Source organism: Micromonospora sp. NPDC048170, from assembly GCF_040652795.1.
Classification (GTDB): Bacteria; Actinomycetota; Actinomycetes; order Mycobacteriales; family Micromonosporaceae; genus Micromonospora.
The window spans coordinates 67,601-90,476 of the sequence record NZ_JBEZMR010000002.1 but is presented as its reverse complement, the minus strand read 5'-3'; the positions used below and the strand labels follow the sequence as shown (position 1 = coordinate 90,476).

Annotated in this window: 18 protein-coding genes and 2 tRNA genes; 9 read left to right on the top strand and 11 right to left on the bottom strand. The window is 70.8% G+C overall.

Features of this window, described 5'->3' with window-relative positions; all coding sequences use genetic code 11:
• Positions 1-84 precede the first annotated feature (84 nt).
• The 6 genes from AB0D32_RS03890 to AB0D32_RS03865 all read right to left on the bottom strand — a co-directional run bounded on the left by AB0D32_RS03890 (position 85) and on the right by AB0D32_RS03865 (position 7,378).
• Positions 85-1,425 (bottom strand): hypothetical protein, encoded by a 1,341-nt coding sequence (locus AB0D32_RS03890; protein ID WP_357084482.1) that lies wholly within the window; start codon positions 1,423-1,425, stop codon positions 85-87.
• A 96-nt stretch (positions 1,426-1,521) separates the two neighbouring features.
• Complete coding sequence (locus AB0D32_RS03885) at positions 1,522-2,787, bottom strand: hypothetical protein (protein ID WP_357084479.1); 1,266 nt, start codon at positions 2,785-2,787, stop codon at positions 1,522-1,524.
• Positions 2,788-2,795: 8 nt separating this feature from the next.
• Entirely contained in the window at positions 2,796-3,641 is an 846-nt protein-coding gene (locus AB0D32_RS03880; RefSeq protein WP_357084475.1) for an aspartyl/asparaginyl beta-hydroxylase domain-containing protein, read from the bottom strand.
• A 67-nt stretch (positions 3,642-3,708) separates the two neighbouring features.
• Complete coding sequence (locus AB0D32_RS03875; RefSeq protein ID WP_357084472.1) at positions 3,709-4,836, bottom strand: DUF6421 family protein; 1,128 nt, start codon at positions 4,834-4,836, stop codon at positions 3,709-3,711.
• A gap of 97 nt (positions 4,837-4,933) precedes the next feature.
• Complete coding sequence (locus AB0D32_RS03870) at positions 4,934-5,734, bottom strand: DUF6202 family protein (protein ID WP_357084469.1); 801 nt, start codon at positions 5,732-5,734, stop codon at positions 4,934-4,936.
• A gap of 213 nt (positions 5,735-5,947) precedes the next feature.
• The gene (locus tag AB0D32_RS03865) at positions 5,948-7,378 is read right to left on the bottom strand and encodes an FAD-dependent oxidoreductase (protein WP_357084466.1); all 1,431 of its coding nucleotides are present in this window, start codon (positions 7,376-7,378) and stop codon (positions 5,948-5,950) included.
• Between the two features lie 340 nt (positions 7,379-7,718).
• Between AB0D32_RS03865 and AB0D32_RS03860 the strand changes: the two genes are divergently transcribed.
• From AB0D32_RS03860 to AB0D32_RS03850, 3 genes are all read left to right on the top strand, one after another.
• Positions 7,719-9,116, top strand: a complete 1,398-nt coding sequence (locus tag AB0D32_RS03860) for an FAD-linked oxidase C-terminal domain-containing protein (RefSeq protein WP_357084463.1) — start codon at positions 7,719-7,721, stop codon at positions 9,114-9,116.
• A 40-nt stretch (positions 9,117-9,156) separates the two neighbouring features.
• Positions 9,157-10,395, top strand: coding sequence for an ATP-grasp domain-containing protein (locus tag AB0D32_RS03855; protein ID WP_357084460.1), 1,239 nt, complete (start codon positions 9,157-9,159; stop codon positions 10,393-10,395).
• Between the two features lie 158 nt (positions 10,396-10,553).
• Complete coding sequence (locus tag AB0D32_RS03850) at positions 10,554-11,087, top strand: YbhB/YbcL family Raf kinase inhibitor-like protein (protein WP_357084456.1); 534 nt, start codon at positions 10,554-10,556, stop codon at positions 11,085-11,087.
• A 304-nt stretch (positions 11,088-11,391) separates the two neighbouring features.
• On the opposite strand, the gene AB0D32_RS03845 is transcribed toward AB0D32_RS03850, so the two are convergent.
• Positions 11,392-12,102: a class I SAM-dependent methyltransferase gene (locus tag AB0D32_RS03845; RefSeq protein WP_357084453.1), complete on the bottom strand. Its 711-nt coding sequence runs from the start codon at positions 12,100-12,102 to the stop codon at positions 11,392-11,394.
• 212 nt (positions 12,103-12,314) lie between these two features.
• Between AB0D32_RS03845 and AB0D32_RS03840 the strand changes: the two genes are divergently transcribed.
• Positions 12,315-14,135, top strand: a complete 1,821-nt coding sequence (locus AB0D32_RS03840) for a hypothetical protein (RefSeq protein ID WP_357084450.1) — start codon at positions 12,315-12,317, stop codon at positions 14,133-14,135.
• Positions 14,136-14,163: 28 nt separating this feature from the next.
• Here AB0D32_RS03840 and AB0D32_RS03835 read toward each other — a convergent pair whose 3' ends face one another.
• A complete protein-coding gene (locus AB0D32_RS03835; protein WP_357084447.1) occupies positions 14,164-14,946 on the bottom strand; it encodes an IucA/IucC family C-terminal-domain containing protein in 783 nt (260 codons plus the stop codon).
• A 311-nt stretch (positions 14,947-15,257) separates the two neighbouring features.
• Between AB0D32_RS03835 and AB0D32_RS03830 the strand changes: the two genes are divergently transcribed.
• Positions 15,258-16,775 (top strand): peptide deformylase, encoded by a 1,518-nt coding sequence (locus AB0D32_RS03830; protein WP_357084444.1) that lies wholly within the window; start codon positions 15,258-15,260, stop codon positions 16,773-16,775.
• Positions 16,776-16,827: 52 nt separating this feature from the next.
• Here the strand turns inward: AB0D32_RS03830 and AB0D32_RS03825 are convergent, their stop codons facing one another.
• The gene (locus AB0D32_RS03825) at positions 16,828-17,946 is read right to left on the bottom strand and encodes a globin domain-containing protein (protein ID WP_357084440.1); all 1,119 of its coding nucleotides are present in this window, start codon (positions 17,944-17,946) and stop codon (positions 16,828-16,830) included.
• A 279-nt stretch (positions 17,947-18,225) separates the two neighbouring features.
• Here AB0D32_RS03825 and AB0D32_RS03820 point away from each other — a divergent pair, with 279 nt between their 5' ends.
• Entirely contained in the window at positions 18,226-18,996 is a 771-nt protein-coding gene (locus AB0D32_RS03820) for a CPBP family intramembrane glutamic endopeptidase (protein WP_357084437.1), read from the top strand.
• Positions 18,997-19,166: 170 nt separating this feature from the next.
• Here the strand turns inward: AB0D32_RS03820 and AB0D32_RS03815 are convergent, their stop codons facing one another.
• On the bottom strand, positions 19,167-19,769 hold the full coding sequence (locus AB0D32_RS03815; protein WP_357084433.1) for a hypothetical protein: 603 nt from the start codon (positions 19,767-19,769) through the stop codon (positions 19,167-19,169).
• A gap of 953 nt (positions 19,770-20,722) precedes the next feature.
• Between AB0D32_RS03815 and AB0D32_RS03810 the strand changes: the two genes are divergently transcribed.
• Both AB0D32_RS03810 and AB0D32_RS03805 read left to right on the top strand, forming a co-directional pair.
• A tRNA-Ser gene (locus tag AB0D32_RS03810) sits at positions 20,723-20,813 on the top strand.
• Between the two features lie 36 nt (positions 20,814-20,849).
• A tRNA-Arg gene (locus tag AB0D32_RS03805) sits at positions 20,850-20,922 on the top strand.
• A gap of 573 nt (positions 20,923-21,495) precedes the next feature.
• On the opposite strand, the gene AB0D32_RS03800 is transcribed toward AB0D32_RS03805, so the two are convergent.
• Complete coding sequence (locus AB0D32_RS03800) at positions 21,496-21,909, bottom strand: NUDIX domain-containing protein (protein WP_357084430.1); 414 nt, start codon at positions 21,907-21,909, stop codon at positions 21,496-21,498.
• Positions 21,910-22,295: 386 nt separating this feature from the next.
• Between AB0D32_RS03800 and AB0D32_RS03795 the strand changes: the two genes are divergently transcribed.
• The gene (locus AB0D32_RS03795) at positions 22,296-22,829 is read left to right on the top strand and encodes an 8-oxo-dGTP diphosphatase (protein ID WP_357084427.1); all 534 of its coding nucleotides are present in this window, start codon (positions 22,296-22,298) and stop codon (positions 22,827-22,829) included.
• Positions 22,830-22,876: the final 47 nt, after the last annotated feature.

Genomic DNA, 22,876 nt, shown 5'->3' with positions numbered 1-22,876 from the left:
CGAACTGGCTGGTGGTCTCCGCCGTCCAGAGCAGGCGGAAGTTCTTCTTCAGGGTGATCTCCTACCCGTGACCGGCGGCGATTGTCAGGCCCCCGGGTGCAGCAGCACCGGTGCCAGCAGGACGTTCGTGATGCCGCGGACCACAGCCCCCGGCACCGTGGTCAGGCGGCAGGAGAAGCCGGTGAACCCCTTGGGCCCGTAGTGCATCCCCCATACGGCGTACCAGTCCCGTTCCGTGACGCCGTCCGTGTCGAAGCCCGGCTCCGCTCTCTGGACGACCCTCCGTTGCGCGATGTGGCGGCCGTTCTCGGCGGCCGAGGCGAGCGCCGCCCGCCACGTCCCGTCGTCGACCGTCCAGCCGGCCACCGTGCCCTCACCGCGGGCCAGCGTGGTGGGTTTCAGGATGGTGTGTGCCCGGTCGCGGACGAAACCGGTCAGGTCGGTGGCCGCGTCGACGTAGGTCGTTTCGGGAAGGATGCGTCGCAACGCGGCACGTTCGCCGTCGGTCAGCGCGTCCTGCACCTCGGGGAGCCACACCAGGGCCAGGCACGCCTTGCTGTTGTACAGGTCGTGCACCGGCGAGGTGACCATCGGCGGCATGGCGGAGCCCGGTGCCGGATGCAGCCGCTCCCAGGCCAGCACGGGGTCCGGCTCCTCCGCGAGTTCCGTCAGGTTGAACAACCGCAGGAGGTGGGTCACCCCGGCGACGTGGTCGGCGACGGTTCCGTCCGGCTCGTGCAGGTCCGCGACCTCCGCCAGCCGCGCCCGCAGCGGACGGTCGGAGTACGCCTCCAGGCACTCGCCGAGGGGGCGCCAGTCGTCGGCCCACTCCGCGAGCGCACCGGTCGCTTCGACCATGAGCACCTCCGCCTGCCCGGTCGGCTCGGCGTCGTGCCCCGTGCGCGTGGTCTCCATCGTGCGCAGCAGGTCGAGCAGGGCCGCGATGGGATCGGGGTGTCGCAGTCCGTGCCGCTCGGCGAAGGACCGGAAGGCCGGGTCCTGCATGATCGCGGGGAGCCAGGGGGTGCGTTCGGCGGCGCCGACGGCGGGGCTCAGGCCCAGCTCCAGCACCTTGAAGCGGGTCCCGTCGTGGATCAGGTCGGCGCGACCGTACGGCACCAGGGCAGGCAGCTCGGTTCCGGCCAACATCGGGCGCAGCACCGCCGGCACGTCGGTCAGCGCGCCGAACGCGGCCGTGCTGCCGCCCGCGAGCAGGTGGGGCAGCCGCCCCACGACGTCGAGCAGCACCGTGAAGTCGGCGTAGAACGAGGCGAGTTCCCGCTCGTCGACGAACATCACCCGGTGGAAGCTCTGTGCCTCGATGTCGGGCCCCAGCACCCGGCCGGCGGTGCGGGCCGGCAGATCCGGTGGCAGCTCGCCCTCGCGTACCGCCCGCAGGTAGTCCGTCGCCGGATCACGCGGCACGGACCGCTCCGCCGCGCTCACGCGGCCGACCCCCGCCCGGCGGCCCGGCGGCGGGGACGTGCGGTGCGGCGGGCGGGCCGCCGTGGCAGGTGCTGGTCAGGCCGACAGGAACAGGGCACCCGCTGCCTCCAGTTCGCGTAGCTGGCGGTAGTCGTCCGAGATCGTCTCCGGGTCCTCATGCACCAGGAAGACCAGGCCCGGGGTCGTGTACGAGTTGACGGTGACCTGCAACGGGTCGCCGGCCACGAGGTAGGTGTCGACCGCGTGGAAGGACGGCAGCTCGCGGAGCCTGCGCAGGTCGTAGCCGGCGAGGGTCCCCGAGTGGCGCGACAGCAACTGCACCATGGCGGCGTGCCGGCGGAGAGCCGGGCGCCAGCCCTCGCGGACCCGGTCGGCGAAGCGCTCCGGGGCCACGATCGTCTCGGCCACCAGCTGCACGGTGTTGGTGCCCGTCGCCTCGGTCAGTTGCGAGATGTCGATCGAGCCCATGAACCGGGCGCCGGTCTCGACGAGCACCGGCTCACCGGCGATCATCATGACCTCCGTGTGCGCCGTGCCCTCGCGGATGTCCAGGGCGTCGAGCACGGTCCCGACGAAGCCGTGCAGCCGGTCGAAGACTGCGTCGCTCGGATCGACGAGCCGCTCCAGGTCGTAGAGCGCCGTACCGCCCTCGTGGCGTTTCTTCGTGTGCCAGATGTCCGAGACGACGTACCCGCCCCCGGCCGACACGGTGTTGACGGCGTACTCGTCGCCGGTCATGAACGGCTGGACGAGAAGCTCCCCGATCGGCGAGCCGAAGACGTCGGGTGCGCCCAGCCAGCCCTTGAACGCGGCGTCGAGGTCCGCCTCGGAGCGGCAGCGCAGGAAACCGAAGCTGCCGGAACTCGACCGGGGTTTGACGACGGCGTCGCCCAGCCAACCCCCCGCGCGCAGCCACTCCGCCGCCTCGTCGCGGGAGGAGGTGCTCAGGTGCGGGATGACGGCGACGCCCCGCGCCGCCGCGGCACGTGCCATGTGGTGCTTGTCGCGGCGGCACCGGGTCGTCGCCGGATCGTTGCCGGGCACGCCGAGCGCCTCGGCCAGCAGGTCACCCAGCTCGACACCGGTCTCGGCGCCGGCCACCACGCTGCGGGGGCGCAGGCCCGCCTGGTCGAGCCGGTCGATGATGGCCTTGATGTCGCCGTCGTGGAGGTAGGTGTCGAGATAGGCATGGTCGACGCCGGTACGCAGGAGGAACTGCGGCAGGTCGGGGTCGCTCTGCACGTGCACCGCGCCGAAGCCGTAACCGGCGAGGGCCGGCGCGAGCGCGTTGGCCGTCGAGTACCCGTCCACGACGACACAGACTTGGCTGGCGTGTCGCATGATCCGCCTCAGGACTCTCGTGCCAGCAGGAAGTACGTCCGCATCGGGGGGATCATGTCGAGCTGCGCGGCGACGGGTGAGTGCCGGGCCGCCCCCTCCAGCAGGTCGAACACGCCGTCGGGGGTGATGTCCCGGGTGAACATCGTCTTGATGGCGATCTTCAGGAAGTCCCGGTAGTTGGTGGGGTCCATGAGCACCCCGGCGCGCTCGAACGCGGCGAGCTCCTCCCGGTCCACCGGCTGCCGCGCGACCTGGTGCGTGCTCGGGATGCTGGGCGACTGCACCTCGCCGGTGAAGCAGGCGGCGAGCGAGTCGGCCTGGAAGTCGAGCACCAGGTGGGTGCGGTCCTTGGTCCACCCGGAGACCGCGCTGTGGGCCTGGGTGGCGTCGAGGAACCAGATCTCACCGACGTTCATGTGGTAGAGGGTCGTGTTGTGCGAGCTGACGCAGGACTCGTGGGTCTCCAGCGGCAGGTGGATCCGGATCAGGTTCGTGTCCAGTTCGAGGTAGTCCCGGTGCGGCACGAGCGCGCTGCCGGGGGTCAGCCGGGCGAGCCGGCCGTACTTGAGGCGGGACAGGTCGAACAGCTCACCCACCAGGTGCCGCACGTACGGCAGGCGCTGGCCGAGGTCGGTGACGACGGCCGGGCCCTCGTAGGGGTCGAGTCCCGCGTCGAGGCCGAGGCCCGTGCCGTTCCACACCGCGCAACTCTTCCAGGCGCCGCAGACGAAGTCGCTGTACTTGTCCGTGTAGGGAAACGACGCCATGGTGTCGAGGTCCGTGGCGAGGCTGTCGGCGTCGATGCCGCAGGTGCCGAGGATGCCGGTCTCGGTCGAGTTCATAACGGTGGTCATGGTCGGTACCTCTCAGCGGGGAAAGGGGCGGGACCGCACGTCGTCGGGAGGGGGTGGCCGGCGTGGCTCACACGCCGAGGCGCTCCTTGAGCTCGGCGAAGAAGGGCACGTGCAGGAACTCCCGCTTCTCGGCGTCGTACCGGGTGTACCGGCGGGTGAAGTCGATGAGCCCCGCGCGGGCGGCCTCGACCCCCTCGGTCAGGACGACGTCCTCCAGTTCGGTGATCTCGGTGACGAGCGTGCGCAGCGCCTCGGGCAGGCTCGGCAGGAGCCGGATCCGCCCCTCGTCGATCGTCAGGCCCCCCTGCTCGCGCAGGTAGTTGAAGAGCAGTTGCGACGCGATCGCGTCGTAGTTGGGCTTCGGGATCCCCTCGACGGAGTACCGCAGCAGCCGCTCCGCCAGGACGAACTCGAAGGTCAGCGCGGCGAGCTCGCGATCGATGTCCGCGTCGTCGAGGCAGACCAGCATCGACTTGACGTCGACACGCATCTCCTCCATGCCGGCCAACGGCTTGTAGCTCTTGGCGGACAGGAACTGCGGGATCGGCATGCTGCCCGTGCGGTGGTGGAACTCGTGCAGCCGCACCCAGGAACCGGCGGCCCGCTCGACGCCGCCCTCGTCGACGCCGGACAGCAGCGGGAACGAGCCCGGGACCATGGCGGCGTCGATGAGCCGGCGGGTGAGCCGGTGCCGGGCGACGAACTTGTCGATGAAGTAGAAGATCAGGTCGTCCGGTTCCTGGCGCCCGTCGATGTGGTTCTCGGGGAAGAGCGCCACGACGACCCGACTGTCGAAACCCGCGCTGTGCCGGAGCAGGTTGACCGGCATCGTCGGGCTCGGGTAGCGGTTCACCAGCACGGGGTCGGACGGGATGGGCTCGTACTCCAGGTAGTCCAGGCCGAGAGTCGGGAAGTACGCGGCCGAGAACACGGACAGGAGCGTGTTGTCCGTCCGCGAGTTGATGTGCCGCTTCGTGGCCGTGAGCCGCGGCGTGTCCTGTGCGCCGGACAGGTCCTCGACGAGTGCTCTGGCCACGGGCCGGGTGCCGAGCGACGCCGACTCGGCGATCCAGCCGGCCAGCCGGCGCAGCGCCTCCGGCGATCCGGGCTCGGTCTCGCGCTGGTAGCGGGCACGCAGCTCGTTCACTTCGTTGACGGCAGCGTCTGCTTCCACTGCGGGGAGGGACGATCGCATGGCAGCTCCTTTCCTCGAAACCGGATGACTCCGGCGGTCGCCACCACGGGCCGGGGCGTCGTCGTTGGCGGCCGTCAGGGCCGATCTCGGTTGGTCGCTACGACAGGTCCCGGGCGAAGTCGTCGAGCAGGTCCGCCCATGCCGGGATGTACGACTCCGCGAGCGCGACGAAGTGCCGGGCCTCGGCCGGGGTGGAGATCAGGTGGCTCATGCCGGCCTCGTCGTCGCTGACGGACGCGGCGTGCCCCGTCTCCGCCCTGATGTGCGAGTCGATCCAGGCGTAGTCGCGCTGCTCGGGAAGGACCTGGCGACCGTCCACGGTGACCTTGGCGTACAGCCGCCGGAACGCGACCGCGATGTCGAGCGCGATGGTCTCCACGACACGGAGCTGGACCCCGCCGCCCAGCTCCTCGGTCGCCATGGCGTCCATGACGTCGAGGATGCGGGCCAGCGCGGGGGACTCGGCGGGCGCGTCGGCGCTGCCCAGGGCCGTGCGTAGCGGCGCGCAGATCGTGTCCGCCCACCACAGGTAGTGGATACCGTCCACACCCTCCGGTGCGACCTCCGCGAACGCCGCCGCCCGGTTGTCCAGATCGTCCCCGATGACGCGGTACGCCATCTGATACGCTCCGAGTGCTTCTCGACTCACTGTGTAGTCGCGAGCCAGGCGTCGTCCGTGGGCGCCGAGGCTGGAGATGGTGGTGAACATGAACGACTGAGTGGTCCGCTGCCACTTCTCCGCGATCCGCAGCGCGCCAGCGGGGCCCACCGAGGTGGCCTCCTTCGCGCCGGCGAAGAACCGGTTGTTGCGTCGCGTGAGGCCCGCTTCGTCGATCAGCCGATCGATGGTGGCGTCGGCCTGTAGGCGGAGGTCGGTCAGGTCGAGTGCGGTTGTCATCGTGCCCTCCTCGCTTGTGGGGACCGGGCGGAGCGCTCCCTGAAGCCCGCCAGGACAGGCCTTCGCCGACGAGGGTCTTCCGGTCGACGCGGCCTATGATCATCGAATACCGTGTATCGCGCAACGGGAAGACAGTGGAACCCCTGTGCCTCCCCTATGCGGGTGACAGCTTTTCGTGTGGTGTCTCAGGGGCCGGAACCCCCGCGACCAGCGTCAACTCGACGCGAGCGACGGCACCGTGCGGGCCAGGCCATCGTCCGGCTCACCGGCGTCCACGAACGGTGCCGCCAGTCTCTCCGGCACCCCCATGTTGCGTGCGTAGATCCCGAGCCGGCGCTGCCAGGCGGACACATCGGACGGCGGCGCGATCGGCACGGTGCCGCGGGCGACCAGCTCGGCGTACTCGTCGTGGTCCGCGTTGCCGGTGGCGATCGAGTGCCGGAGGGCCGCCTCCAGGTCGCGCTGCGCGTTGACCACGCACATCGTCCACTTGAGCAGAACCGTCGCGGTGCAGCCAGGCGCGACGTCGAGCACCCCGGCGTTGCGACGGAGCCGCGACGAGTCGGTGGTGTTGACCGCCACCTTGAGGTGGGCGGACACCACCTCCGCGCCCCGCACCTCCGGATACCACTGGCTGAGCTGGCGGAGCGCCAGTTGGGCGCGTTCCGTGGCCTCGGGGTGACCGTTGCGCAGGAAGTGACGGAAGTCGTCGGGCAGCGCGTACGTCGTCGGGTCGACGCGCCGCGACGCGATGTGGGCCGCCGGCGGGTAGTAGACGAGCGCGGTGTCCTGGCTGAACGGGCTCAGCATGCCGCCGTACTCGTCTTCGAGCTTCAGGCAGGTGTAGTCCCTCGTGGTCGGGTTCGGTAGGCCCACGAAGAGGATTTGACGCAGCGCCATGTAGATGGGTGGCAGTGCGAGCGACGGGTTGAGCAACCGAGCCATCGCGAGGGTCTCGGTGGCGGCACAGAGACTGACCTGGTCACCGACGACCGTCCTGGGCACGCCGTCCTCGACGTACTCCACCTGGTAGGTGCCGTCGGATCGGCGGCTCACCCCGGTCACCTCGGCGCCGCCGCGTACCTCGACCCCGCATCGGCGCAGCTCCTGGTCGAGCAGGGCGGTGACGACGACCGGGTTGATGCCCCGCTGTGGAGTGACGAAGGTGGCACCGACGTCGGAGACGCCATCCGGCGCGGGTATCTCACGGCAGACCTGCTCCGGTGCGCCGAACAACGCGTTGGCCGGGTCCTCGGCGCACCGCTGCGCGTAGCGGTCCTGGATGACCCGCATGTTGCTCCGGCACTGGCCGAGGATGTCGGTGCCGCTGTCCTGCATGGCCTTGGAGGCGATGACCCGGCTGTAGTCCTTGCCACCGAAGACGAGGTCGGGGAAGAAGCGTTCGTTGACCAGACGCCCGTCGAAGCAGTCCCGGGCGCTCTGCGGATCGAACGGATACTCCGCTCCGCTGTGGTTCTCGCTGACGATGTTGCTGGCCCCCGTGCAGATGGGGTGGGCCTCGGGCGAACCGGCCTCGGCCCGCTCCAGCAGGAGGACCCGGTATCCCGCGCGGCTTCGCATGATCGCGGCCAGACAGCCCGCGATACCTCCGCCGATCACGATGTGCAGCTCGGTTCGCTTCACTCTGTCAATCCCTCTGTCATGGGCAACGATCCTTCGCCGCATCACGAGCTGAACCAGGTCCCGGCTTCAACACCGTGCCCGGCCGAACAGCGCGTCCTGCTGCGGATCTTGGGGTGGGAGAGCGGTGATGTGGCAGGCCGGGGGACGTTGGCTGGAGGAGGGGTGCCCTCGTTGGCGGTAGACGGTAACAAACTTCGATCAACCCCGGAAGGATCTTCCGATAGGACAGGGGTTCGAGTAACCGGGCCTGTTCACACCGCTCTCACCTGCATCGATGCCGGATCGCGGCGCCCACGTTCGCGCTTCGGAGCGGGTGACATCGATCTGTACCCTCTCTGCCATGGCTGGTTCCCCCCTCGTCAACGACCTGCGTGCGGCGCTCGGCGACGCCGTACTGACCGACCCCGACCTGCTCCGGATGCACCGCAAGGACGAGGCCGATCTCTGCGAGGCCGGCATGCCGCTGGTGGTCGTCCGTCCACGTAGCACGGCCGACGTGGTCGAGGTGGTGACGATCGCCGGTCGGTACGGAGTGCCGGTGGTGCCGCAGGGGGCGCGTACGGGGCTGGCGGGCGCGGCGAACGCGGTCGACGGTGCGGTGGTGGTCAGCATGGTCGCGATGGACGCGGTGCTGGAGATCGATCCGATCAGCCGTATCGCGGTGACGCAGCCGGGCGTGGTGAACGCGGTGTTCTCGGCGGAGGTGGCGAAACAGGGGTTGTGGTATCCGCCGGATCCGGGATCGTGGGAGATGTCGACGATCGGCGGGAACGTGTCCACCAACGCGGGTGGCATGTGCTGCGTCAAGTACGGCGTGACCACGGAGTACGTGTTGGGTCTGGAAGTGGTCCTGGCCTCCGGGGAGGTGTTGCGTACCGGTCGCCGTACCGCGAAGGGGGTGGCGGGCTACGACCTCACCCGGCTCTTCGTGGGTTCCGAGGGCACTCTCGGCGTGATCACGGAGGTGACCCTGGCGCTGCGGCCCGCTCCGGCGGAGTCGCTGTCCATGGTGGCGGTCTTCCCCACCACGGCCGCCGCCGGCCGGGCGGTCGCCCGGATCGCCGAACAGGGGCTCACCCCCAGCCTGCTGGAACTGATCGACCGCACCTACCTGCGGGCGATCGAGGCGTACCGGCCGATGGGCCTGCGTACCGACGTCGAGGCACTGCTGCTGGCATCGGCGGACACGGGGTCCCAGGCGGCCGGAGACCTGGCGCGGCTCGCCGAGCTGTGCGAGGCGGCCGGCGCCGACGAGGTCTACGCGGCCACCGACGCCGTGGAGGCGGCGGCCCTGTTGCAGGCCCGCCGGCTGGGGCACGCGGCGATGGAGAAGTTCGCCAGGGAGTCGTTCCCCGCCGGCAACGGTGGGATGGTGATCGACGACGTGGCGGTGCCCCGGGGGTCGTTGGCGGCGCTGCTCGACGGGGTCGCGCGGATCGCGGCGGAGTGCGACGTGACCATCGGCGTGGTGGGTCACGCCGGGGACGGCAACATGCACCCGAACATCGTGGTGGACCGGGCCGACCCGGCGAGCCTCGAACGCGGCCGGCGCGCGTTCGACGAGATCATGCGCCTCGGTCTGGAGCTGGGCGGCACCTGCACGGGCGAGCACGGCGTGGGCCTGCTCAAGCGCGACTGGCTGGCCCGCGAGATCGGCCCGGTGGGCATGCGGGTGCACCAGGCGATCAAGGCCGCCCTGGACCCGGCCGGCCTGCTCAACCCCGGCAAGGTCTTCTGATGTCCGCCCTCCTGACCGCCGGACAGAGGTGGAGGAGAACGTGCCGACCGTAGCCATCGTCGACGGATACTCCGCAGGCAGTTCGCTGAGCCGGGCGTTGGCCGAGCGAGGTGTGACGTGCGTCCACGTACGCAGCGCCGGGACCGCCGGCGACTACTACCAGAAGACGTTCCGCCCGGGTGACTACGCGGTCGATCTCGGCTTCGTCGCCGACGAGGACCGCCTCGTCGACCGGCTGCGGGCGCTCGGCGTCGACCGGGTCGTCGCGGGCACCGAGCCGGGGGTGATCCTCGCCGACACGCTCAACCACCTGCTCGGTACGCCCGGCAACGACATCGCCACGGTCACCACGCGGCGCGACAAGTCGGCGATGGCGGCGGCCGTGGCCGCCGCCGGTCTCGCCGTGCCCGCCGGCCGGTGCTTCGAGTCCGTGGACCAGGCGGTCGCCTGGTACGCGACCAGCATGTCCGGCCCGGCCGTCGTCAAGCCCGTGGACAGCGCGGGCACCGACAACGTGCGGTTCTGCGAGAGTCTCGACGAGGTACGCCTCGCCTGCGCGACGGTCCTGGCCTCGGCCAACCTGTACGGCGTCCCCAATCGACGCGTGCTGGTCCAGGAACGGCTCGTCGGGACCGAGTTCTACGTCAACACTGTCTCGCACGCGGGGACGCACCGGGTCGCCGAGATCTGGCGGTACACGAAACGGCCAGGTCCGGGCGGCGGTCCCATCTACGACTACGAGGAGCCGGTCGACCGGGGCTCGGCCCTGGCCCGGCAGCTCCGTGAGTTCGTCTTCGCGGTGCTCGACGCGCTCGGTATCCGCTCCTCGGCCGCACACACCGAACTCATGCTCACCGAGCGGGGGCCGGTGTTGATCGAGGCCGGGGCCCGCCTCGGTGGAGCTACCCTGCCCGAGATCGTGGCGAAGTTCTGCGGGGTGTCGCAGGCCTTTCTGCAGGCCCAGCACCTCGTCGATCCGGCGTCGCTCGACCAGTTCGACGACCGTGCGCCGGGCTGGGCCGCTGCCGTCCGAAACGTATCGCTGATCAACCCGGTTCCCGTCGCCGCGCAAACGGGGGACTGGTTGTCCCGGCTGTCGGAGCTGCCGGCGACCGTGGCGATCGCCGCGAGCTGCTCCCCCGGGGCCGAACTGCCGCAGACCGTCGACCTGTTCAGCTCGCCCGGCTTCCTCTATCTCGCCGCGGAGGACCCGTCCGAGGTCGAGCGGAGTTATCAGCTGTTGCGCCGCTGGGAGCGGCACGGCCTGTACGGGAGTTGACCTGGCGCGGCAGAACGATTCGCACGGCCCCGCCGCCGGGTTGGCACGGCCGCGGGCCGCCGGGCGGGACGGGACGTCCGGCGCTTCCGGTTCGATCGCGGGCGCCGAGGGGGTAAGAAAGGTGCGGACGACAACCGCTCACCGGAAGGACCACCCCGATGACCCTGGAACGACCGATCGCCCCGGACCCGTACGAGCTGCTGCCGACCGTTGCGTCGTTCACCCTGACCAGTGACGACGTGCAGAACGGCGAGCCGATGGACGCCGCGTACGCCCACGGCAGCGTCGGGGGCGACAACGTCTCGCCGCAGCTCAGCTGGTCCGGCTTCCCCGCCGAGACCAAGGGGTTCGTCGTGACGTGCTTCGACCCGGACGCGCCGACGGGCAGCGGGTTCTGGCACTGGGTCCTGGTCAACCTGCCGGCCGGCGTGACGCGGCTCCCCCGCGGCGCGGCCGGGGACGACCTCGGCGGCGCCTTCACGGTCCGCAACGACTACGGCGAGCAGGGCTACGGCGGCGCCGCCCCGCCGGCGGGTGACCGGCCGCACCGCTACGTCTTCGCGGTGCACGCCCTGGACGTGGAGCGCCTCGACGTCACCTCCGACGCGACTCCCGCCTACGTCGGCTTCAACCTGGCCTTCCACACCCTGGCCCGCGCCGTGATCCGCCCGACCTACCAGGTCAAGGACTGACCCACCCACCCCGACCACGCCCCACCCCACCCCACGCCCCGCCCCCCCACGCCCGCCCCGCCCTCACTCCCGCACCCCGCCCCCCGCCCCCGCGCCTTCACGCCCGCCCCGCCTCACGCCCGCCCCACTGCTCCGCGATCTTGCACTTGTCGCCCCGACGAAGGGCGCAAAAGCCGCAGAACGAGGGCCGAAAGTGCAAGATCGCGGGCGCGGGCGCGGGGTGCGGGCGCCCAGCGCGGCGTGGCGCAGCGCGGGGTGCGGGCGCGGGGCGGCGCGTCCAGCGTGGGAGGGGGAGGGCGGAGGGTTACGAGGGGACTCGGGCCACCGCGAAGACGGACTGGCCGAACGGGGGGAGGATGCGCTGTTCGGCTGCCTTGGTGGCGGGGAGCACGAGGGTGTCGTAGACCTTGACCATCGGGCCCTCCTTCGGCATCAGGCGGAAGACCTTGGTCGCCATGAAGTAGCCGATCAGGCCGAGCGCGTTCGCGTAGTGGATCTTCTCCACGGTGAGGCCGGCATCGGTCATCGCGGCGGCCAGGGTCTTCTTCGTGTAGCGGCGTACGTGGCCGGTGGCGATGTCCGCCGGGCTCATCGCGAACTGGAACGCCGGCACGATGATGATGACGTTGCCGCCGGGCCGGACCAGGTCGCGCATGCTGCGCAGCGCGCCCACGTGGTCCTCGATGTGTTCCAGCACGTTGTACGACACGGCGGCGCTGTAGTCGCCCCGGTCGGAGTGCGGCAGGAGCATCTGCCGGACCTCGATGCGGGGCTGGTCGGCCAGCCGCTCCTTGAGCGAGACGAGCCGGTCGGGGTCGGCCTCGGTGGCGGTGAAGCGGGGCAGCCGCTCGGCCCACTCCAGTGCGTAGTCGCCGAGCCCGCTGCCGATCTCGATCGGGTTGTCACCGAGGTACGGCAGGGCCAGTTCGACGAACCAGCGACGGTGGTTGACCGCCGTCGCGAGGCCCTCCAGGACCTCGGACTGCACGCGCTGATCCCCAGTGATTTCTGCCATGCGTCGATTCCTCACGATATGAACTCGACCCGCGCCTGGACCGACAGAGTGAATCATCCGCACTGGCAACAGAAAAATCGGGGCACCCGTGCTGGCCGAAATGCGGTCGGGGGTGGGCACGTGATCGGCGGTCGGCGAACCCGGCACATGGTACGGCAGTACCCCGAAACATGTCACGGCGGTGCCATAGCCTGACTACTCTACGAATCGTCATGACTACTCCTGAATCGGGCCTTCCCGGCGGCGAGCCCGGGTCCGGGGCGTCGGTGGGCGGGCCCGACCGGGGCGTACGGGCCTGGAAGGGGTGGTGGACGGACGTCGCCGCGGTGGCGAGTTTCGTCGCGCTGGGCTTCTGGGTGACCGCACGGCTCTGGCTGCACCCGTCGCACGGCATCCGGGACAACCGTACGGACCAGTCGCAGTTCGAGTGGATGATGGCGCACGGCGCGCGCGTGCTGACCGATTTTGTTGATCCATTCACGTCGGATCGGATGAACGTGCCGGAGAGCGTCAATCTCATGGCAAATACGTCCGTATTATCCGTATCTCTGCCAATGACGCCCGTCACGCTACTGGTCGGCACCCGCGCGTCATTTCTGCTCTTTCTCACCCTGGGCATGATCGCCACGGCGACGGCCTGGTACTTCCTGCTGTCCCGGGTGGTCGTCGGCGCCCGCGGGCCGGCCTGGCTCGGCGCCGCATTCTGCGCGTACGCCCCGGCGATGGTCTCGCACGCCAACGCGCACCCCAACATCGTCTCGCAGTACGTGGTGCCCCTGATCGTCTGGCGCACCCTGCGGCTCGCCGACCCGGGGCGCTGGCTGCGTAACGGGTTGCTGCTCGCCCTCGTCATCGTCTGGCAGGCCTTCCTCAACCTCGAGGTGCTGCTGATGACCGCGATCGGGCTGGGCGTGGTGGTCGGGGCGCTCGCCCTCGGTCGACCCGAGCTGCGCCGCCGGGCCCGGCCGTTCCTCGCCGGCCTCGGAGTGGCCGCCGCCGTGGCGCTGGTGCTGCTCGCGTACCCGCTCTACGTCCAGTTCTTCGGCCCGGGGGCCTACAACGGGCTGCCCCGGCTGATCCGGGGCTACTCGACGGACCTCGCGTCGTTCGTGGCGTACTCGCGGGAGTCCCTGGCCGGCGACGCCCGCAGCGCGCAGGGGCTGGCGAAGAACCCCACCGAGGAGAACGCCTTCTTCGGCTGGCCGCTGGTGGTGCTCGTCGTCGCCCTGGTCTGGTGGCTGCGCCGGCACGTCGTGGTACGCGGCCTGGCCGTCCTCGCCCTCTTCTTTGGCCTGCTCTCCCTCGGGCGGGAGGTCCTGCTCAACGGCAAGGGGATCGGGATACCGGGCCCGTGGGCGGCGCTGGAGAACCTGCCTCTCCTGCACTCGGTGGTGCCGACCCGCTGGGCGCTGGCGATCACCCCGATCGTCGGGGTGCTGCTCGCCTACGGGGCGGAGCACGCGCGCGCCCTGGCCGCCCGGCATCCGCGGGCGCGCCCGCAGATCCGCTTCGCCACCGCCACGGTGCTGGCCATGGCCCTGCTGCCGATCCTGCCGACGCCGCTGCCCACCACCCGGCTGGACCCCGTGCCCGCTTTCGTCACGTCGGGCGCCTGGCGGCCGTACGTGGACGGCGGGCGGAGCATCGTGACCCTGCCGCTGCCCGACACCCACTACGCCGATCCGCTGCGCTGGTCGGCGCGGACGGGACTGGACATGCCCATCGCCCGCGGCTACTTCCTCGGTCCGGACACCCGCCCCGGCCGGGACCGGGTCGCCCTGTTCTCCGCGCCACCCCGCCCGACCAGCGAGTTCTTCGCCGAGATCAGGCGGACCGGGGCGGTGCCGCCGATCACCCCGCAGGCGCGGGTCGACGCGGTGGGGGACCTGCGGTACTGGCGGGCGGGAGCGGTCGTCCTCGGGCCGCACCGGCAGGCCGACGCGCTGCGCCGGGGCATGACCGAGCTGACCGGCATCCGTCCCACGTACACCGGAGGGGTCTGGGTCTGGGACGTCCGTCCGCTCACCGACTAGCGCGACCGGCGCGAAGGCCGGGAGTCAGTCAGGGCTGGCGGACGCAGCAGCCCTGGCAGATCTTGGGCTTGGGGAGGGTGAAGGCGAGGCAGCAGGTGCGCCGCTGCACGGTCGGCTCGCCGTTCGGGCCCGGGACCAGCTCCACCAGGTCGGCGACGTCGAGCGTGTCGAGCAGCGTCTCGATCGTCTCGACCGACGAGCCGGGCAGGCCGTCGGCGGCCCGGAGGATGCCGTGGGCGATGCCGGAGGCCACCGAACCGAGCAGGGTACGCGTGCCGATCCGGACCTCGGCCTGGATGGCGGCGACCATCGGGGCCAGGTGGGCGTCGAGCAGCGAGGCGCGCAGCACCCGGAGGAGTTCCGCCTCGTCCGCGACGACCCGCACCTCGGGTGGCCCGGCGAGGGCCAGCGGGTCGTTCGGCAGCACCGCGACCGTGGTCGAGCGGCGCAGGCCCATGGTGAGCAGGGGGCGCGGGTCCTCGAAGTGGATCAGCACGTCGGCCGGGTCGAGCAGCGGCACCCGCCGGGCCGAGGCCCAACCGAGCACCGCGGGCAGCGCCGTCCAGTAGCTGTACGACTTCCAGGCCAGCGCGGCGCACGCGTGCGGGGTGCCGCCCAGGCGCGAGCTGGCCGAGGCCAGGAGCTCCGGCAGCCGGGTGCCGTCGACCAGGGTGGTCGCCGGGTGCCAGCCGAACTCGTCGTGCACCAGCAGGCCGGGTGCGAGGCCGGGCACGTCGTCGGTGCCGAACATCGCACGCAGGGTGGCGGTGACCGGGGTCAGCGGCACGGCGGCGATGTTCCGCTCAGGCATCACCGCTGTCACTCGACTCATCCCCCCGCCCGGTGTCGCCGTCGTCGGGCCGTCGCCCGTCGCAGATAAGGCTAGCCTAACCACAGCTCACGGGGTAAGGGAAGGCTCGCCTCTGTCGGATCCGGAGGTGCCGGTCACTGTGCCGGTCACCCTGGTCGAATGCCGTGCGGTATCGGCGGCCGGGGTGCGGAGCGGTGGGCTCAGTATCGACAATCATCGCTTTCTGTCAAGATTCGTGTCGGCAAGGTGCCAGTTCCGTGTGCGCATCGCCACAGAACGTGAAACTGATACTCCCGGCCACGAGGAAGCTGATGACGACCTCACCGCTCGATCGGGCTGCCGACTCCTTCGCCGTCGAGATCGCCCGGCACCGTACGGGGCGGGGGCTGTCCAAGAAGCAGCTCGCGACCCTGATGGGGTTCGACCCGTCGTACGTCAGCCACGTCGAGGGGCGACGGCACCGCCCCACCGAGGACTTCGCGCGCCGCGCCGAGGCCGTACTGGAGGCCAGCGGCGCGATCTGGCAGCGCTTCAAGGAGTACGACGAACTGCGCCACGCCCGGGCCGAGCGGGCGCACCGGGACCCACCCGTGTCCGGGCAGTGGATGCCGCCCGGCACCGGCCTCATCGTCGAGCGGGAACTCGCCACCCTCACGTACCTGGACGACGCGTACCGCTGCGTCATCCGGCGTGAGCTCTACAACGCCGGCACCGAGCCGGTCACCCGCTACCTGGTGCGCGTCGCCGTCGACCGCTACCCCAACGACCCCGGGCGCTCCAACCTGCACCACCGGGAACACCCGCTCACCTTCGCCGAGCTGCGGCTGCGGGCATACCGGGAGGACACCGGCGAGCGGGAGACGATGCACTGGCGGGCCAAGCACGACCGGGACGCCTTCAAGGAACTCTGGCTGCTCTTCGAGAACGACGAACGGCGCTTCCCCCTCTATCCCGGCGACCGGGCCACCATCGAGTACGCGTACTGCGTCGGGCACGACAAGTGGGGCCCCTGGTTCCAGCGGGCGGTCCGGCTGCCCACCCGGCAGATGGCCGTACGCCTGGACCTCCCGGCGGCGCTCGACCCGCAGGTCTGGGGCGCGGAAACCTCGCTCTCGACGGAGGAGGGCCCCCTGCGCACGGCGGTGACCCGGCACGGGGAAGCCGACCGGCTGATCTTCGACTGGGCGACCGACGACCCGCCGCTCAACGCGCGGTACCGGTTGCAGTGGCGGTTCCGCGGCCGGCCCGACGCCGAACCGGAGGAGACCGGGCAGGTGCGGCCCAGCGACCGGATGCGCGGGATCGGCATCGTGCAGCGCGGCGCCGACCTGCTCCGCCAGCCGGCACGCCCGTTCGACCTGCCCCGCGAGGAACAGGAGGCCCGAGAGGTGGCCGACCGCCTCACGGCGACCCTGGTACGCCTCGACGAACTGCACCCGTTCCGCAAGGGGGTCGGCATCGCCGCCCCGCAGCTCGGCCTCGGCCGGGCGGCGGCGGTGGTCCGACCCCCCGACCGGTCCGCCGACCCTGTCGTGCTGCTCAACCCCCGCGTGGTCGACGCCTCCCCCGACAGCGACGAGCAGTACGAGGGGTGCCTCTCCTTCTTCGACCACCGTGGCCTGGTGCCCCGGCCGCTCCGGCTCGACGTGGAGCACGCCCAGTACGACGGCAGCCGGATCATCACCTCGTTCGAGTTCGGCATGGCCCGGCTCGTCGCCCACGAGATCGACCACCTGGAGGGGCGGCTCTACGTCGACCGGATGGCACCGGGACTGCCGCTGGTCCCCGTCGAGGAATACCGCGAGACCGGCCGCCCCTGGCGCTACTGACCCCTGGGCGACCTCCCGAGCCGTCGCGTCCCGGTGTGGGGGAGGAACGCTCCTAGAGGTTGCCGAAGGTGTCGTAGCGGGTGTTCTCCGGCGGAACGCCGTCCTCGGCGAGGACCCGGAGGGCGGCCCGGACCATGCGGGCGGAACCGGAGACGTAACAGTCGTGCGCCGTCCACGGGCCGTACCGGCCGACCACGTCAGGGACGTCACCCACCTCGCCGTCGAAGTCGGGATCCTCGCTGCACGCCGGAGTGACCGACAGCCACGGGTGCGCGGCCACCAGTTCCTGGAGCCCGGCCAGGCCGTACAGGTCCCCAGCCGTACGGGCACCGTAGAAGACGTGCACCCAGCGGGTCCGGTTGAAGCTCGCCAACTCCTCCACGAGGGCCTTGATCGGAGCCAACCCGACGCCGCCCGCCACACAGAGGATGTCCCGCTCGGAGGAACGATCCAGCGTCATCGACCCCATCGGCGCCGCCACCCGCAGCAGGTCACCGGGCTTCACCCGGCGGACCAGCGCCCCGGAGAGCCAGCCGGCACCCTTGGGCGTACGGACGTGGAACTCCAGCACGTTGTCGCCGTTCGGGGCGTTCGCCACCGAGTAGGTGCGCCACACCCGGGGAAGGTGGCGGGGCACCTCCACGCTCACGTACTGACCCGCCTTCCACGGCAGCGGGTGCTGCAACGCCCGACAGGTCAGGACCGCGGTGTCCGGGCCGTACCGCTCGTGGGTCAGCACCTCCGCGTGCCAGAACGGCGGGTTGTCGTCGGCCGCCGCGCCGGCCAGCATCTTCTCCGAGATCGCCGCGTACGCGTCCCGCCACGCCTGGTCGTACTCCAGGTTCCAGCCGTCGCCGGCGATGCTGCGCAGCGCGTCCAGCAGCGCGACGCCCATGGTCTCGTAGTGCGCCGCCTCGACGTGGTACTTCCGGTGGTCCCGGCCCAGCGAACGCAGGTACTCGTCGAAGCTCTCCGGATCGCCGACCGTCTGGGCGGCGGTGACGATCGCCTCCAGGATCCGGTCGCCCTGCCCGGCCATCTCCGCCGGGAAGAGCTTGCGCAGCTCGGGGTCGAGGAGGAAGAGCCGGGCGTAGAAGTGACCGCTCAGCCGCTCCCGGTGCTCCTCGACCAGGGTCCAGCTCTCCTTCAGCAGCCTTGCGAAGTCGTCCACGGGCGCGCTCCTTCTCCTGACGGCGGATCGGGCGCCCATAGAATGTCCACGGAGAGTGTCGACCGGTCGCACAGAGTGTGCGATCGGTCGACAGGCTCGTTCGGGCGGGCGGGATCGACTCGTCGACGCCGGGTCGGCGTCGGGCTGAGCGGTGCATGCGGTGCGGTGCGGTGCCGCCGACCGACGGCATCGGTGCGGTGCGGTGCCGCCGACCGATGGCGTCGGGCTGAGCGGTGCGGTGCCGTGCCGCCGACCGACGGCGTCGGGCAGAGTGGTGCGGTGACCGTTGAGCTGCAACGCCCGGCGACCCGTCGGATGCTCGGCACCGAGACACTGCTCGTGCTCGGCCTCTCGCTCGGCCAGTCCGCCGTCTACGCGACGGTGTCGATCATCGCGAAGCTGACCGCAGACGGGCCGCTGTCGAAGCAGACCGCCGCGCTCAACACCTCGGTGTCACCCCGGCCGTGGCTGGACCTGACGTACCAGCTCCTCGGGATCGTCTTCGCGCTGCTGCCGGTGCTGCTCGCCGTACACCTGCTGGCGCGGGACCCCGGCGACCCGGCACGGACGCTCGGCCTGGACGCCCGGCGACCCGGCCAGGACCTGGCCCGCGGTGCCGGCCTGGCCGCGCTGATCGGCCTGCCCGGCCTGGCGCTGTTCTGGGTGGCGGCCCAGCTCGGCGTCAACGCCACGCTGGTGCCGGCCGCGCTGCCCGAGGTCTGGTGGACGGTGCCGGTGCTGATCCTCGCCGCCGTGCAGAACTCGGTGCTGGAGGAGGTGATCGTGGTCGGCTACCTGGTCACCCGGCTGCGCCAGCTCCAGTGGCGGCTCGGCGCGATCGTCGCGACGAGCGCCCTGCTGCGCGGCTCGTACCACCTCTACCAGGGCTTCGGCGCCTTCCTCGGCAACGTGGTGATGGGCGTCGTGTTCAGCCTCTTCTACCTGCGCACCCGCCGGGTCATGCCGCTGGTCGTCGCCCACACGCTGCTCGACATCGTTGCCTTTGTCGGCTATGCCCTGCTGCCGAAGGAATGGTTCGACTGGCTGTAAGTCGCGCCTTCCCCTGCACCCCTCCGCTGACCCTCTCCGCCCGCCTCCTCAGCTGGCTTCCTCCGCTGGCCTGCTTCGCTGTTAGATCTTGGCAAGAACCGGCCCCTCCGAGGGCCATTTCGTACCAAGATCTCCAGCTGTCGCCGCGTCTCCCGGCCGCCGCGTTCCGCTCAGCCGGTCGACGGTCGCCGGTAGGCGGTGATCGCGCGGGCGGCGAGCCGCTCGGCCGCCGCCGCGTCGCCGGCCGCCGCTGCGAGCACCGCCGCGCCCGGCAGCAGCCGGGACGCCAGCCGCAGCGCCAGCCAGCCGCCCGCCTGCGCGACCAGCGGCGCCGCCAGCCGCCACGCGGCCTCCGCCGCCCGGGGCCAGCCCGCCTCGCCGGGCTCGTCCGCCGACCGCGCTGCCGCCAACGCCGCCCGTGCACTCTCGGCGTCCGGGTGCACGCGGGTCAGCACCAGCAGTTCCACCGCCCGCTCCGGATGCGCCGGATCCCGGTCGTACGCCGCCGCCAGGTGCAGCACCAGGTTGGCCTGCGCCCACAGCACCGCCGCCAGCTCGGCCGCTGGCGCGAAGAGCCCCGCCAGCGCGGCCCCCGCCCCGCCCACCCCGGCCTGCCGGACGAACCGCCGGGTCGCGAGCCGCGCCAACCCGTCGGCACCCGCATCGGGGTACGCGTCGCGCAGCCGCTGCACCCAGTCGCGGGCGCGCGGCCCGACCGCCTCGACGGCGGCCAGAGCCAGCAACTCCGGCGCGAAGGCGGGATGCTCGAGCACCCGAAGGACCATTTCCGGCGTACGCCCCAGCGGGGCGTACGCCGCCTCGGCGCCTGTGCCTATGGGGGCTGAGATATCGGTTTTGGCTGAGATCTCGGGCGTTGCGGCGTCTGGGACCGTGACCGGGGCCACGGCTGGGGTCGGGGTGGGCGTTGCCCGGGCGGTCTTCTTCGCGGGCGTCGCCTTCCGGGCGGGTGCGGTCTCTCCGCCGGATGTGGTCTTTCGGGCCGGGGTGGTCCCTGGGGTAGAGGTGGCCTTTCGGGCCGACTCGGTTCCTGGGGCTGGGGTGGCTTTTTGGGCCGGCTCGGTCGGTGCCGCCTTCTTCGCGGCAGCCTTCTTCCCGGGCACCTTCCGCGCAGGGGGCGTCTTCCGCCCAGGTACGGCGTTTCCACCGGAGGCATTCGCGTCCGGGGCGGACGAGTTCTCAGCGGTGTCGGTGGCGGCCTTCGGCCGGCCTGCGGGCGTGACGGGCGTGTCGCCGCCGGTGTGTGAGACGTCACTCCCGCTGGCTTCCTTCGCCGGGCCGGAGCCCTCCTGTGGCGCCGGCTCGGCAGAGCGGTCGGCCTGGCGGGGCAGCGGCGCTTCGGCCGGAGGCGGTTGGAAGACCACGGCGGGTGCCTGCTTCGTCCCTCTGGGGCGTTTTCCGGAACCCTCCGGCCGGGCCGGCTCAGGTGGCGCGGGAGGCGGGCTGAAGGTCGCCTCCGGGGAGCGTCGGCGCACCCTCTCGGCAGGCTCTCGGCGGGTCGGCTCGCGCGGCGGCTGCTCCTGCATATCGATGGAGCGTAGTCCCGATCACGCCCCCGCACAGCAGAGAAAGGCGAGGCCGGGGCAGAGGCCCGGTCACCTGAGGAACAGCTCGGCGCGTCGGGCGGAGGAGAGAACGGGGGAAGTCGCTTTGCTCCCGATGGGTGGTGCCCTGTATCCTCGGGCGCGGTGGTCTGCAGGGCCACCAGGGAGACTTCGCCTAGTCTGGTCTATGGCGCCGCACTGCTAATGCGGTTGGGGTCTTAAAGCCCCTCCCGGGTTCGAATCCCGGAGTCTCCGCGCGAAAGCCGGGTGTGTAGACTGGCTGAGCACCGAGCGCCCGTAGCTCAACGGATAGAGCATCTGACTACGGATCAGAAGGTTAGGGGTTCGAGTCCCTTCGGGCGCACTTCACGATCAAGGCCGTGACCTGCAAGAACAGGGGTCGCGGCCTTTTTCTTTCCCACATTCGCGCCCGCTTCTCCCATCTAGTGGGACGGTGGTGCTCCGTTGGTGCTCCTCTGTTTCGGCGGGGGTCTGTGCTGGCCTGTGTCGCAACCGTCGGTGAGGGTGTGATTCAGCGCGGCGGGTTCAGGGCGGACTGGCAGGCCGGCGTGGGCAGCAGGCTTGGTGAGGTGCGGTCCGCCCCCTTCCGGCCTGCGGTGTCGTCGGCTACGACTGGGGCGGGCATGGTCGGCCATCCGGCCGTTGACCTGCTATCGGATCCCTCGCTGCTTCTGGCAGTGCCAACGGGCGGGGTCTGGTCTCGTCCACTGATGCGCTTGGCTGCCTGGTCTGGTCTTTAGGTGCGCAAACCGAGGCGGACGGCGTGGACGTTCCCGGGAGGATCGGTGGGAGATGCAAGGCGCGGTAGCTGCAGAGTAGCGGCGGAGTCGATTCGTTGATGGCCCCACCCCGCTCGGGTGCGGTAGGCACCGACATCTGCGCGGCCGGGAACAATCGCTTGGGCTGGTCGACCGCTTCACGCTGGCGTGGTCAACGCCCGTGCGATGCGGTGTCCAACAAGCCGCTCGGCCACGGGTAGCGGGTACCACGCGACACCTCGCACCTCCGACTCTTGGATGCGTCCCACATTCGCCTGTGTCGTGACGAATGAGTAGCCGAAGTCGAGGTGGAAGTGTTCCGGCTCGTCCTTCGCCGGTCGCGCGGGAACTGCGCCGTACTCGACGTAGACCGGAAGCTGCGACGCTGGGAAGAGCCCGGCGGGATCAACACCGGTCTCCTCCACCAGTTCCCGCACGGCTGCGTCGATCAGCGTGGAGTCAGTCGGCTCAAGATGTCCTCCAGGCTGCAGGGGGATTCCGTAGGCGAGATGATCGACAAGCAGCACTTCGGCGCCGTTGCGGACCAGGAGCGCACCGACAGTTACGTGCATCGAGAAGTTTCGCCGTGAGGCGAACCCGCTGCCCGAGCCAGTAGTAGCTTCACCGCCTCGTCCCGCGACGCGGCTTCGTCCGGATAGCACTCGAGGTAGGACAAGAGCGTCCTCGGGATGTCTGAATCACTGATCGCCACGAGCCACCCCCACGCTGGTTCGAGAGCACAGCTCTCCGGGATTTCCTGCTCTAACGTGGGCGACGAGACCTCAGACCGGCAACTGTAGAACCTAGAGCGTGCGATGAGGTTCTGCCGCCGAGGACGGCGGTGATCAGACCCGCGACGTGCATCTGATCACGGTAGAGGTCCTCGGTGAGGAGCCGCAAGATTCGGAGCTCCCCGCCGTGTCGCTGCCGTGGCGGTCCTGGCACGTATGGTGAGCGGGTGCAGGCCATCCTTGCGACGCTCGGCTACGTCCTTCACCCCGACGGCCAGCGGGTGTTGTTGATCCGGCGGGATAAGCGACCCGATGATTTGCATTACGGCTATCACAACGGGCTGGGTGGCAAGGTCGAGCCGGGAGAGGACGTGATCGCCGGAATGCGTCGGGAGATCCGGGAGGAGAGCGGACTGGAGTGCCGGTCGGTGCAGTTCGCCGGAACGATCTCCTGGCCGGGGTTCGGTCGTGGTGGGGAAAACTGGTTCGGGTTCCTATTCCGCATCCCCCGCTGGTCGGGCAAGCTGCGGTTGAAGTGCCCGGAGGGCACGCTGGTGTGGACCGAGATTGTGGACGTGCTCGCCGGCCGGGTGCCGATGTGGGAGAGCGACCAGCACTTCCTGCCACTGGTCTTCGCCGACCAGCCTCGCGTGTTCCACGGTGTGATGCCCTTCGCCGGGGGCAAGGCCGTCAGTTGGTCCTACAGCTTCACCAGTAGCGACGCTGAGGGCTCCGTGACGGCGGCCCCGTTCCCGCGCTGACACCGCAGGAGCAGGGCTTCGCCGTTGCTGGTTAGGAGTCCGACTGC

What these genes read in the sequence shown, in the direction of transcription:
- AB0D32_RS03845 (WP_357084453.1), bottom strand. Translation starts at nt 12,102, where the DNA reads ATGGCAGAAATCACTGGGGATCAGCGCGTGCAGTCCGAGGTCCTGGAG.
- AB0D32_RS03850 (WP_357084456.1), top strand. Translation starts at nt 10,554, where the DNA reads ATGACCCTGGAACGACCGATCGCCCCGGACCCGTACGAGCTGCTGCCG.
- AB0D32_RS03835 (WP_357084447.1), bottom strand. Translation starts at nt 14,946, where the DNA reads ATGCCTGAGCGGAACATCGCCGCCGTGCCGCTGACCCCGGTCACCGCC.
- AB0D32_RS03840 (WP_357084450.1), top strand. Translation starts at nt 12,315, where the DNA reads ATGACTACTCCTGAATCGGGCCTTCCCGGCGGCGAGCCCGGGTCCGGG.
- AB0D32_RS03875 (WP_357084472.1), bottom strand. Translation starts at nt 4,836, where the DNA reads ATGCGATCGTCCCTCCCCGCAGTGGAAGCAGACGCTGCCGTCAACGAA.
- AB0D32_RS03880 (WP_357084475.1), bottom strand. Translation starts at nt 3,641, where the DNA reads ATGACCACCGTTATGAACTCGACCGAGACCGGCATCCTCGGCACCTGC.
- AB0D32_RS03830 (WP_357084444.1), top strand. Translation starts at nt 15,258, where the DNA reads ATGACGACCTCACCGCTCGATCGGGCTGCCGACTCCTTCGCCGTCGAG.
- AB0D32_RS03885 (WP_357084479.1), bottom strand. Translation starts at nt 2,787, where the DNA reads ATGCGACACGCCAGCCAAGTCTGTGTCGTCGTGGACGGGTACTCGACG.
- AB0D32_RS03860 (WP_357084463.1), top strand. Translation starts at nt 7,719, where the DNA reads ATGGCTGGTTCCCCCCTCGTCAACGACCTGCGTGCGGCGCTCGGCGAC.
- AB0D32_RS03870 (WP_357084469.1), bottom strand. Translation starts at nt 5,734, where the DNA reads ATGACAACCGCACTCGACCTGACCGACCTCCGCCTACAGGCCGACGCC.
- AB0D32_RS03800 (WP_357084430.1), bottom strand. Translation starts at nt 21,909, where the DNA reads ATGCACGTAACTGTCGGTGCGCTCCTGGTCCGCAACGGCGCCGAAGTG.